Genomic DNA, 13,021 nt, shown 5'->3' on the forward strand with positions numbered 1-13,021 from the left:
ACAGAAAACAACGGCAGCCTGGGACTCGGTTAAGTCCTAAGCTGCCGTATGTATAGTAAGCTTTATACCAAGACAAGCTTCTTTTCTTCCTCCGCCGGCTTGGCGGCGTCTTTATCGGATCCGGCCTCGCTCTTATCCGAAGCATCGGAACCGGTGTCGTCATCTGGCTCCGGAAGTGGCTTCGAATGTTCGGGCTGACGCTCGTTGCTGCCATTGTTGTCATTGCTATCACCGCTGTCCGATCCGCTGCCGCCGCGATCTTCATCATCGCCGCTTTTGTTAACGGATTGTAAACCGTTGCGGTCTGCATCGAGAGATGCATCCTCGCTCATTCGGAATTGCTGAATCTCGTGGAACAGCTTCTGTGATAAGACCAGAATGTCGTCAGCCTGCTGGGCGATCCGTTGAATGGCGTTATCCTGCTCAACGGAGGTCGAGTTGACTTCCTCTACGCCGGCCGCCGTCTCCTGAGCGATTGCTGCGACAAACTGAACGGATTCGACCAGCATGCCGTTTTTATTTTTGGCGAGCTCAATTTGCGCCTGGATTTGATCGATATGCTGCGACAGCATCTCCATGGAAGAACGAATTTCCTGGAATGCTTCCATACTGTCATTCATTTTTTTGTTTTGCACGCCGAACGTTTGGCGCGCGTCGCTCAGATAGCCTTCGAGTTCTCCGGTCTGCTCCAGCAGCGATTTAATAATGACAGCAATCGATTTGGACGATTCATTCGTCTGAGTCGAAAGCTGGCGCACTTCTTCGGCTATTACCGAGAAGCCGCGGCCATGCACGCCTGCTCTTGCGGCCTCGATCGCCGCATTCAGCGCGAGCACGTTCGTTTGATGGGATATTTCCGTAATCGTGTTAACGATCCTGTGGATTTGCACAGTGCTTGCGGACAGGCCTTCCATGGCTGTGTACACTTTATCGAGAACGCCTTCGGAAGATTGGGAAGCCTGCTTCAGCTGCTCCATGGAAGCCGAGCCCGTATGGGTGTTGAAGGCGGCTTCGCGGCTTTTTTGCTGAACCGTTTCCGAGTATTGGGCGATCGTTGCGAGCTCCTGTTCCAGATCAGCTATTAAGGAAGCGGAATGCTCCGAATGATTCGCCTGCTTGTCCGCACCGGCGGAGATTTCTTGAATCGCCCGGATGATCTCGGCGTTCGCTGTCGCGGTGGAACCGGACAAACGATGGAACGAAGTCGAATGATCCGATAAAGAAGCGGCGATCGACTGCGTTTGCAGCAGCATACTGCGCACCTGATCGACCATATGGTCGAAGCTTTGGCTGAGCAAGCCAAGTTCGTCTTGGGACCGGCTGCCGATCTTGCTCCGCAAATCGCCCGAAGCCATTCGCTGCACCGCCTGCTGAAGCTGGCGCATCGGTCTGCTGAAGGAGCTAACGAGTACGGCGGCGATTGCCGCTCCGACCACGACTACGAATGCGGAGGCGATCCACAGCACCGTCGAAGTTCGGTGCATCAGCGACTGGGTTGCAGCAATCGCTTGCTCGGCGCCTTTCGAATAGTCGACATAAAATTGATCTACATTAATGAAGATATCGTTCATCAGCCTTTGCGATTCGTTATACAAATACTCCATGTTTTTATCGAGATCTGCGGAAGTAAGCTTGTTGTCCTGTACGAGCTTCGCCGCGACATCGAACGTATTCGTATACTCGACCGTAAGGGAGATAAGCTGGCTGCGCCATTTCACCTGTTCCGGCGTACTCGCCGTGTCCCCGATCCGCTTGATCATCGACTCGAACACTTTTCTTTTTTCATTATATTTAGGTATGTATTCCGCTTTCTTCGATATTTCCAGACCGGATGCGATAATGTTCAGCTCCTGGACCATTTCCTTCAATTCGAGAGCCATCAGCTTCAATTCGACCTTTTCGTTCTGCTGTCCGAGATAGGACTTCATCTGCTCCAGCTGCTGCGCGTTGTACATCGCCGCAATTAGAAACAGGATCAGCATGGCGGTCAAGCCGGATACCATCTTCATCTTAAGAGTGATGCGGAGCCTGGTAGACAGCTTCTGATTTTGTTTTCTCAATATAATCCCTCCGTCTCATATCTTTACGGAATCCAGGTGGAAATCAATCTTTTCCTAGATCCTTTTTCCTATATTATAGAAACGGATTATTAATCTAGTGACATAATTATGTAAAAAGTAATTCAAAATTCGACAAAAATAACTTTTACATTCCGTTTACGTTTTGCGCGTTTAAACTTTACATTGGGTTGTTAAGATGTCCAAGTAAACAAAAAACGAACGAATAAAGGGAGGACACGAAGAGATGTTTAAACATTTCTCGAAAAAAGGTTTCAACTTTGCAGTTATCTCTATTTTATTGGCGGGGGCACTTTCTGCTTGCGGTACAAAAGCAGATACACAAACACCGGCAAACGGCGCACAGCCAGCCGCAACTCCACCTCCAGCGGCAGCTGAACTGACAGGCACAGTAACGGCATCCGGTTCCAGTGCTTTGCTTCCATTGGTAAAACAAGCATCCACTGAGTTCATGGAGAAAAATCCTAAAGTAACGGTTAACGTTACTGCAGGCGGATCCGGTACAGGTTTGAAAAACGTTGCTGACGGCACTTCCGATATCGGTAATTCCGACGTCGAAGCAGGTCCTGAGTATAAAGATAAAGGCTTGGTAGAGAACGTAGTAGCTATCGCGCCTTTCGCATTGATCGTTAACAAAGACGTAAACGTAGATAACTTGACGAAAGCTCAAGCAGCAGATATTTTCATGGGCAAAATCACGAACTGGAAAGACGTTGGCGGTAAAGACGCTAAAATCGTAGTTGTTCACCGTCCAGACAGCTCCGGTTCCAGAGCACTTGTTAAGAAAATCGTTCTTGACGACAAAGAATTTACAAAAGACGGCGTAACTCAAGAGTCCAGCGGCGCTGTTGCAACAACAGTCGGTTCCACTGCCGGTTCCATCGGTTATGTTGATACTCCTTACTTGAACGATACTATCAAAGCTTTGAAATTCGAAGGCGTAGCATTCAGCAAAGACACTATCAAAGAAGGTAAATATCCTTTGTATGGCGTTGAGCGTATGTACACTAAAGGCGAAGCTAAAGGCGCTGTTAAAGCGTTCATCGACTATATCAAGAGCTCCGATTTCCAAAGCAAGCGTGTAGAAGAGTTGAAATTCTTGCCTGCAGATTTGCTGAAAAAATAAGAATTACAGCTTCCAAGAAGAGATCCGGCTGTGCCGGGTCTCTTTTTTTTTGCGGCTTGCGACATATTTCGCCAAGAAAAACAGAAAGCCGACATGATGTTGACCTTCATAAAATTTTTACATTGTCTTAACAATTCAAATGTATGGCTTTTACAATTATCCTCTATGATGAAAAAGAACGAAAATGCAACGTGCTGCACTGCGGTATGCACCGCAAATTCGGGAAGTAATGAATAGGGGGCAAGAGGAAAGTGAATTCTTTCGCTGACAAGCTAAATGAGCGAGCTAAACTAGAAAAAAAAGTGAGCCAGTGGACCAAACAACAAAACCGCTACGATCAAACCATGAGATGGATTTTTGTCGGAAGCGCCGTTCTGGTTTCGGCTATTATCTTTTCGATTATTGCTTTCGTCGGATTGCAGGGAGTCAAGACCTTCACCGGCGTTACTCCTTGGGAGTTCTTCTTCTCTCACGATTGGACGCCAAGCCAGAATAAATTCGGGATCTTCGCCTTTTTGTACAGCACAATGCTGCTGACGCTGTTATCTGTAGTATTGGCTGTTCCGCTGGCTTTATCCGGTGCCGTGTTTATGGCCAAGATTGCACCGAAATGGATGCGCGAAATTATGCGTCCGGCCACGGACTTGTTCGTCGGTATTCCTTCCGTTGTTTACGGCTTGATCGGCTTGACGGTCATCGTGCCTATGCTTGCCAAAACTACGGGAACGATTGGTTACGGAATTTTGCCGGCTGCCATTATTTTGGCGATCATGATCCTGCCGACGATTCTGTCGATTTCCGAAGACGCCATCCGGGCGCTGCCAGGCCGCTTGGAGGAAGCATCGCTTGCTCTTGGAGCAACCAGATGGCAAACGATATGGAGAGTTCTCATCCCCGCGGCTCGTCCAGGGATTATTACAGGTATCATCCTCGGTATGGGCAGAGCGATCGGTGAGACGATGGCGGTATTCATGGTCATCGGGAACTCGCCGCAAATGCCGGGCTCCCTGCTTGAATCTACGACGGTTTTGACCACTGCGATTGTTAAGGATATGGGGAATACGAACTACGGCACGACTTGGAATAACGCGTTGTACTTAATGGCGTTGATGCTTCTTCTGATCTCCTTAACGCTTATCATCGTGATCCGATTTGTTTCGAAGAGGAGTGAAGTGAAATGACCAGCAAAACGACAGATCGTATCGCCACCGGTTTTTTCTGGGTAACCGGCATCATTATTTTACTGCTGCTGGCATGGTTTCTAATCCGTATTTTGGGTGACGGCTTGCCGCATCTTTCATGGAAATTCATTACCGGGAAGCCGCAGGAGATTATGGCGGGCGGCGGCGTCGGGCCGATGCTCTTCAACTCCTTCTACATTTTGTTCTTATCCTTGCTGTTCTCCCTGCCTATCGGCATCGGGGCGGGTGTGTACTTATCCATATATGCCAAACAAAACAAGTTTACCGATTTTATCCGTATTTCCGTAGAAGCTCTATCTTCCGTACCATCAATCGTATTCGGTTTGTTCGGATTTCTCTTGTTCGTCAATTTGTTCGGTTTGAAATTCTCGATTATCGGCGGAGCGGCTACCTTGTCCCTGCTCAACCTGCCGGTCCTGGTCCGGGTAACGGAGGAATCGCTCCGCTCGGTGCCCGAATCGTACTGGGAAGCTTCACTTGCACTCGGCTCCACCCGTTGGCAAGCGATCCGCAAGGTGCTGCTGCCAGCTGCTATGCCAAGCCTGATTACGGGGATTACGCTGGTTGCCGGACGGGCCTTGGGCGAATCCGCCATTCTGATCTATACTGCGGGCTTGTCAGTTTCACGGTTTTTCCCGGACTGGAGTCCGCTCGCAATGGGCGAAACGCTGGCGACACACTTATGGTATGTGCAATCGGAGGCAATTGTTCCGGATGCGAAGCAAATCGCTCAAGGCAGCGCCGCGCTGCTGCTCATTGTCGTACTGGTGTTCAACCTGCTGATCGGAATTCCTAGCCGTATTTTACAAAAAAGACTTTCCGGGGGGAAATAAATCGTGATAGAGAAAAATAAGATTAAAGTAGAGAAGCTGAATCTATTCTATGGGGAGAACCAGGCGCTGCACAGCATCGGGCTGGAAATCAAAAACAACTCCATCGTTGCTTTGATCGGTCCTTCCGGCTGCGGCAAATCGACGTTCCTGCGTACATTGAACCGAATGAACGATTTGATCGACAGCGTAAGAATTAACGGCAGCATCTATGTCGACGGGCAAAACATCTACGGCCAGGAGATGGACGTCGTTTCCTTGCGCAAAAAAGTCGGCATGGTGTTCCAGCGTCCGAACCCGTTCCCTATGAGCATCTATGACAACATCGCGTATGGTCCGAGAATTCATGGAACGAAGAAGAAAGCCGTTCTCGATGAAATCGTAGAAAAAAGCCTGGTTCAGGCTGCGCTGTGGGACGAGGTCAAGGACCGCTTGAACAAATCCGCCCTAGGCTTGTCCGGCGGTCAGCAGCAGCGGCTGTGCATTGCCCGCCTGCTGGCGGTTGAACCGGATGTTCTGCTGATGGATGAGCCTACATCTGCGCTGGATCCGATTTCCACTTTGAAAGTGGAAGAGTTAACACAAACATTAAAAGAAAAGTACACGATTATCATCGTTACGCACAACATGCAGCAGGCAGCAAGGATTTCCGATTATACCTCTTTCTTCCTGAACGGCGAATTGATTGAATCCGACCAAACGGATAAAATCTTTACTGCCCCTACGGATCAAAGAACGGAAGATTACATCACCGGGCGTTTCGGATAACGGAAGGGAGCTATTATGGTGGACACCAGGTCTAATTTTCACCAAAATGTAGATGAGCTTCAACAATTGCTGGTCAAAATGGGTACACTAGTGGAGGAATCGATCTCCCAAGCGGTAGATGCTCTGGCGAGGCTTGACGAGAAGCTAGCCAGACAGATCGTCACGGAGGATGACATTATCGACGAGATGATGCTCGATATCGAGGAACGCTGCTTACGCCTCATCGCTCTTCAGCAGCCGATGGCGGGCGATCTCCGCATCATCGGCACCGCTTTGAAAATCGCCACCGACTTGGAGCGCATCAGCGACCATGCGGTGGATATCGCCAAAATCGCGATTCGCCTGTCCGGCGAGGAGCTGATCAAGCCGCTGGAGGACATTCCACGCATGGCGCTGCTTGTCCGCGATATGCTGCGTGAAAGCTTGCAGTCGTATACCGAGCGCAACATTCATCGCGCCGCGGCGCTTGCGGAGAAGGATGACGAGATTGATAAAATGTACAGCACGCTGATGAATGAAATTCTCGGCTTGATGAACAGCGAATTCGCCCGCAACCGTCAGCTGTCGCAGCTTATGTTCGTAGCGCATTATCTGGAGCGCGTAGCGGATCATTGCACGAATATCGGCGAAGGCGTTATTTATATCGTTACGGGAAAGCGGAAGGATTTAAATATTTAAGTAAGGGAGACCGTTCGTACGGTCTCTTTTTTTGCTGTGGGGAGGCAGGAAAAAACAACATAAAAGAACGTATGCCAACACAAAAAAACATAATCACTCCGAGCATTCCCTTCCTTATAATGGAACTTTGTATGGTAACGTTTTCAATTATTGAGGAGGGTGTTGTCATTTTGAAAGACGTAGTTCAACGTTTCAAGCTTGGAGTAGTAGCTCTACTGATCTTTTCGTTGCTGCTTCCAAGCGGTTTGCTTGTTCAGCCCAATCCGGCTCGCGCAGCTGAGCTGATCAACCTGGCATTGGGCAAGACAGTGAAAGCCAGCACATCATCGAATGCTGCCAGCAACGGTCCGGAGAAGGCGGTTGACGGTAATACCGGAACGAGCTGGAATTCCAACAGTAAAGATCTAAGCCCTTGGTTGCAGGTCGACTTCGGAGGCGTTCAGACGTTTAACGAAGTGAAGCTGAACTGGAGACCGAACAATGTGAAGGAAATGAAGGTTCAATATTTGTCTGACAGCTCCGTATGGACGGACGTGTATGTCGTTCGGAATGCGTTTCCTAACAGTACGGTAACGGATACGATAGATTTTGATCCCGTGTCTTCGTCATCAATCCGGATCCAGCTGCATTTCGATTCGAAAAACTTCCAATTGTACGAGCTGCAGGTGTATAACAATCCTAACGCCGTACCGCCAGCTGAGAAATTGAGCAGCATCATCCTTACGGATGCTGGTAACCACGTATATAACGAAAACGAGGTTGTTTCTCTTGCGGCCGGCGGAACCAAATCATTTCTATTAAAAGGAAAGCTGGATAACGGAAACGATGCCGTTTTATCGAGCGCTACGAATTTTTTCAAAAGCTCGGACCCGTCTATCGCAAGCGTTGATAAGAACGGTAATGTTACCGCTATCAAAGATGGGAAAACCACTCTGACGGCGGATGCTATCATAGGAGGCGTACTTAAAGGGATCACCATTCCACTAGAAGTGTACGATCCGGTGGCACAGAGCAATATCGCTTTGAACAAAAGCGCCACGGCCAGCTCCGGGAATGCTGCATTTGCCGTTGACGGCACGAACACAGCCTGGGTTCCGTCCACCGCGGATGCAGACGATAAGCAATCGTCGCTTACCGTGAACTTGGGCGAGACGTACTCGTACAATCGCTCGACCATCCGCTTTACGGATTCGGATAAGCTGAATGGGTATACGATTCAAGCCTCTGAGGACGGAACCGTATGGAAAGATGTGTATACAAAGACGGGGACGATTACAACGAATGAATCGGTTATTTTCTCGAAAACAAGCGCTAATTATGTGAGACTTCAGCTGCACCATTTGTCTGCAGGAAGCGCGGTTGCCGAGTTTGAGCTGTATGGCGGGTTACTGGATATTTTGAACAATATCAATTTCTTCGATGCCACGAAGACGTATCAATTGAACGATACGATTTATTTGAATAAAGGTAATACAAAGACGCTGCAGTTGAAAGGCAATCTTACAAGGAACCTCGAGGAGAATGATCTTTCCAAGGCAACGGTAAGTTTTGAATCAAAAAATACTAAGGTAGCTACCATCGATGCAAACGGGAAGATCACGGCAGTAGAGGAAGGCGTCGTTCTTATTGTCGGGAAGGCTTCCTTAAACGAAAAAACGGTTTACATAAGCATTTGGGTGGACGTTACGAACCCGAATAAGGATTTAAGCCCGCTTATCGCGGATCTGCAATTGTCACATTCAGATATGAAAATGGAGATAGGCCAACCGGCTCTTGTGAACATTGGCGCCGCGTATCCGGCAGTGACGGTAAATCCTTATGTGAATGCTTCGGTAGGCGCCGAGCTTGTACGTAACGGCAATGAAATTATTCAGTCCATTGCGCCTAATGCGGTCCAAACCGGAGGGAAGCATACCATTGAATTTGATGGCAATGTTGCGCAATATGGCGATTATCAAATTCGGTTAACGATCGTGACGGGAAGTAAGACCGTTTATGATACGTTTTATTTTACCGTATTGGATCCCCAAGCGATTCCTACGGATCAAAGCAGCATCGTGTATATGGGGCCGGACAACAAGCTCCTATATATTCCCGATTTTAAGGGCAACCGAGTGCTTGACTTCTCTAATGTCGGTTATAATGGAGGAGGCGTGAAGCTTCCGGATGCTCCGGTGAAAGCTACGGTAGAACCGATCCAGGGAGATGCGACGCAGCTGATTCAGGAGGCGATCGATCAGGTATCCGCCATGCCGGAAGCAGATGGTATCCGCGGTGCGGTGCTTTTGAAAAAAGGCCGATATGAAGTAAGCGGCACGTTGAAAATTCAAACCGGAGGCGTCGTGCTGCGGGGCGAAGGACAAGACGAGGCGGGCGGTACGGTTATATATGGTTCGGGCACTAAAGCGAGATCCTTAATCGAGGTTGGTAACAGTACCGGGCTGCAGATCGATACGAGCACGGCAACCGAAATTACCGACATGTTCGTGCCTTCAGGAGCGCGTACGTTCCGTGTAGCGGATGCGAGCAAGTATAACGTCGGCGATACTGTAATCGTGCGTCGTGTGGGGAACCAATCATGGATCCATGAAACCGAGATGGATAAAATTTATGACAGGCCGGACAGACCGGATGCGGTGCCGGGCTCTACGTCGCAGATGACTCCGTTTAATCTGGATTTTGACCGGGTGATCGACAAAATAGAAGGCAACGTGATTACGGTCGATGCGCCGATTGCCAATTCCATCGAGCTCCGCTGGGGAGGCGGGCAGTTGATGAAGTACAGCGATCCGTCCCGTATCCAAAATGTAGGCGTGGAGTACATGTACGTCGATTCGGCTTTCGATCCGAGCATTATCGATACGGTCATGGATAATGATACGACCGACCCTTACCTCGCCGATGAGAACCACGTTGAGGAATTCGTCGTCATGAACGGATTGAAGAACGGCTGGGTTCGTAACATTACAGCCAAGCACCTCGCTTATTCCTTGGTAAAAATAGACCGCAACGCCAAATGGGTAACGGTGCAGGACAGCAAAATCACCGACTTTGTCAGCATCGTAACAGGCGGAAGAAGATACGCTTATTACTTTGTTGGTCAATTGAATTTGGTGCAAAGATCGTACTCGGAATCGGAGCGGCATGCATTTGTATTTGACAGCCGGATTCCTGGTCCTAACGTCATTCATGACAGTGAATCGCAGAAAAATTACAACTCGAGCGAGCCGCATCATCGCTGGTCTACCGGAGGCTTGTTCGATAAGGTGAAGGGCCATATCGTCATTCGGGACCGCGCTTGGCTGGGCAGCGGCCATGCTTGGGCAGGAGCAAACTATGTAACTTGGAATACGGAAGGCATCCTGACCTCCCAGCAGCCTCCTACGGCGCAAAACTATGCTATCGGACATGTCGGCACGAAAGGAACTCCGCTAGTACCTAATGAATATGACCCTCGTCCGCGAAACGACGCCTACTGGGATCATCTCGGAACTCATGTGAAGCCGGACAGTCTGTATTTGCAGCAGCTTCAGGATCGCCTGGGCCAAGAAGCGGTCGACAACATCAAGCCTCCGTTGACAGCACCGACCGGTCTGACTGCAACAGCAGGAGATGCCCAGGTCAGCTTGAAATGGAGCAGCGTAACGGGAGCCACTTATTACAACGTGAAACGCAGTACGACTCCAGGAACGGGGTATGCTACGGTAGCGGCGAATGTGGCGAACACCCAGTACGCGGACATTGGTTTGGAAAACGGAACAACCTATTACTATATAGTGACAGCAGGGAATACTGCTGGGGAAAGTGACGCATCAACTGAAGCTAGCGCACAGCCTAAAGCGAGTATTGTAATCCAATTGCCAGCCGCGCCGACCGGCCTGAGTGCAACAGCAGGAGATGCCCAGGTCAGCTTGAAATGGAACAGCGTGACAGGAGCCACTTATTACAATGTGAAGCGCAGTACGACTCCGGGAACGGGGTATGTTACAGTGGCGGCGAATGTAGCAAATACCCAGTACGCGGACATTGGTTTGGAAAACGGAACAACCTATTACTATGTAGTGACAGCAGGGAATACTGCTGGGGAAAGTGACGCATCAACTGAAGCTAGCGCTCAGCCAAAAGCGAGTATTGTAATCCAAGTGCCAGCGGCGCCGAGCAACCTGACTGCAACAGCAGGAGATGCCCAAGTCAGCTTGAAATGGAGCAGCGTAACGGGAGCCACTTATTACAATGTGAAGCGCAGTACGACTCCGGGAACGGGGTATGTTACGGTAGCGGCGAATGTTGCGAATACCCAGTACGCGGACATTGGTTTGGAAAACGGAACAACCTATTACTATGTAGTGACAGCAGGGAATACTGCTGGGGAAAGTGACGCATCAACTGAAGCTAGCGCTCAGCCAAAAGCGAGTATTGTAATCCAAGTGCCAGCGGCGCCGAGCAACCTGACTGCAACAGCAGGAGATGCCCAGGTCAGCTTGAAATGGAGCAGCGTAACGGGAGCCACTTATTACAATGTGAAGCGCAGTACGACTCCGGGAACGGGGTATGTTACGGTAGCGGCGAATGTGGCGAATACCCAGTACGCGGACATTGGTTTGGAAAACGGAACAACCTATTACTATGTAGTGACAGCAGGGAATACTGCTGGGGAAAGTGACGCATCAACCGAAACTAGCGCTCAGCCAAAAGCGAGTATTGTAATCCAAGTGCCAGCGGCGCCGAGCAACCTGACTGCAACAGCAGGAGATGCCCAGGTCAGCTTGAAATGGAACAGTGTAACAGGAGCCACTTATTACAATGTGAAACGTACTACAACTCCGGGAACAGGGTATGTTACGGTAGCGGCGAATGTGGCCAATAACAGCTATACAGACAGCGGCTTGCAGTACGGTTCTACCTATTATTATGTAGTGACTGCTGCAAACTCGGCCTACGAGAGTGCGGACTCCAACGAAGCATCCGTCACCCTATCTAGATCCGGTCGTGGAAACGGCGGCGGTGGGGGTTCATCTGCAGGTGGCGGCGGCACGCCTGTCCAGCCTTCTGAAGCTGGCTCACAGGTACTGCGGGTAGAACCGGTAATCGGGAAGGCAGCGGATGGAAGGGAACTCGCAACCATAGAAGTAGATGCTTCGGCTCTAAGCAAAGCGCTTGAGGCCATAGCAGCCGGCGGCAGCGGTGCAACGATGCAGAAACTAACAATAGAAGCAGGAAGTACCGACGCGGCAACGGCAATATTCCGGCTTCCTGCACAGCAGTTGGCAGATATCGCAGCTGCAGGGTCTGGACTGGTTATTTCCTTCCAATACGGTCATATCACTTACGAATTGCCGGTGAAGGCGGTCAATTTTGCAGAGCTCGCGAAATCCTTGGGTGCACCATGGAACGATGTGAAGCTTGTTGTCACATTGGAAAACCTGAGTGATGCTGCATTGTCGGCCATGAAAGACAAAGCAAATCAAGCCGGCCTTACTCTTCATCCCGGAGCCGGAGCCATCGATTTTAAGGTTAGTTTGGAATCGAAAGGCAAGACGGTTACCGTAGAAGACTTTGGTCTGAACTACGTCTCCAGAAAGATGAACATAGGCAAACCAAAGGATTTGTCCAAAACAACGGCAGTGACTTATGATCCGGCTGCTGGCCAATTCCGCTTCGTGCCGGCTCTGTTCACAGAGGGCAATGAGGGAACGCAAGTAACGATCAAACGTCCGGGCAACAGTATTTACACGGTAGTTGAATCGTCCAAAACGTTCGCTGATTTGACCAAGCATTGGTCACAATCCGATGTGGAGCTTTTGGCATCGAAGCTGGTAGTCAATGGTATGACCGAGTCGAGCTTTGCTCCGGATAACCGGATCACGCGCGCGGAGTTCGCCGCCATCCTAGTGCGAGGATTGGGTCTGAACGAAGCTTCTGCAGCAAAGTTTACCGACGTGTTGCCGTCGGATTGGTACGCGGGAGTCGTCGGAGCCGCAGCGAAAGCAGGCTTGGTGGACGGCTTCGAGGACGGCACGTTCAAGCCGAATGCGAATATTACACGCGAGCAAATGGCGGTAATGGCAGCAAGAGCGATGACGATTGTTGGCAAAAAAGCCGCGGCGGACGCACAGGGTCTTGCATCCTTCAGCGACAGCGCGTCCATCAGCAGCTGGGCGAAGGAAGCGGCAGCGCAAACTGTTACCGCAGGCATTATGAACGGAATGACGGCCAGCACGTTCGTACCGGGTGAGAATGCTACCCGTGCGGAGGCGGCTGTGATGGTAAAACGCCTTCTGCAATATGCACAGCTGATGAACTAAATACAAAAATAAGCACCTCTGGCGGCTTTTGCTG

At 50.0% G+C, this 13,021-nt stretch carries 7 protein-coding genes; 6 read left to right on the plus strand and 1 reads right to left on the minus strand.

From position 1 onward, the window contains the following. Positions 1–62: 62 nt before the first annotated feature. Positions 63–2,060: a methyl-accepting chemotaxis protein gene (locus tag DVH26_RS08370; protein WP_239633151.1), complete on the minus strand. Its 1,998-nt coding sequence runs from the start codon at positions 2,058–2,060 to the stop codon at positions 63–65. 244 nt (positions 2,061–2,304) lie between these two features. On the opposite strand from DVH26_RS08370, the gene DVH26_RS08375 reads away from it, so the two are divergent. From DVH26_RS08375 to DVH26_RS08400, 6 genes are all read left to right on the plus strand, one after another. Beyond that, entirely contained in the window at positions 2,305–3,204 is a 900-nt protein-coding gene (locus tag DVH26_RS08375) for a phosphate ABC transporter substrate-binding protein (protein WP_239633153.1), read from the plus strand. A gap of 251 nt (positions 3,205–3,455) precedes the next feature. Further along, positions 3,456–4,385: a phosphate ABC transporter permease subunit PstC gene (pstC, locus tag DVH26_RS08380; RefSeq protein WP_239633155.1), complete on the plus strand. Its 930-nt coding sequence runs from the start codon at positions 3,456–3,458 to the stop codon at positions 4,383–4,385. Beyond that, entirely contained in the window at positions 4,382–5,239 is an 858-nt protein-coding gene (gene pstA / locus DVH26_RS08385) for a phosphate ABC transporter permease PstA (protein WP_239633157.1), read from the plus strand. Before pstC ends, pstA begins: the two co-directional genes overlap by 4 nt. Positions 5,240–5,245: 6 nt before the next feature. Continuing rightward, positions 5,246–6,004 (plus strand): phosphate ABC transporter ATP-binding protein PstB, encoded by a 759-nt coding sequence (gene pstB, locus DVH26_RS08390; protein ID WP_275590482.1) that lies wholly within the window; start codon positions 5,246–5,248, stop codon positions 6,002–6,004. Between the two features lie 18 nt (positions 6,005–6,022). After that, positions 6,023–6,682, plus strand: a complete 660-nt coding sequence (gene phoU / locus DVH26_RS08395) for a phosphate signaling complex protein PhoU (RefSeq protein WP_239635315.1) — start codon at positions 6,023–6,025, stop codon at positions 6,680–6,682. 170 nt (positions 6,683–6,852) lie between these two features. Then, positions 6,853–12,987, plus strand: coding sequence for an S-layer homology domain-containing protein (locus DVH26_RS08400; protein ID WP_239633163.1), 6,135 nt, complete (start codon positions 6,853–6,855; stop codon positions 12,985–12,987). Positions 12,988–13,021 lie beyond the last annotated feature (34 nt).

The organism is Paenibacillus sp. H1-7 (assembly GCF_022354825.1).
In the GTDB taxonomy this organism is placed as follows: Bacteria; Bacillota; Bacilli; order Paenibacillales; family NBRC-103111; genus Paenibacillus_S.

Bases quoted from the DNA above. Each gene is read 5' to 3' on its own strand.
- DVH26_RS08375 (WP_239633153.1), top strand. From the start codon at position 2,305: ATGTTTAAACATTTCTCGAAAAAAGGTTTCAACTTTGCAGTTATCTCT.
- pstA (WP_239633157.1), top strand. From the start codon at position 4,382: ATGACCAGCAAAACGACAGATCGTATCGCCACCGGTTTTTTCTGGGTA.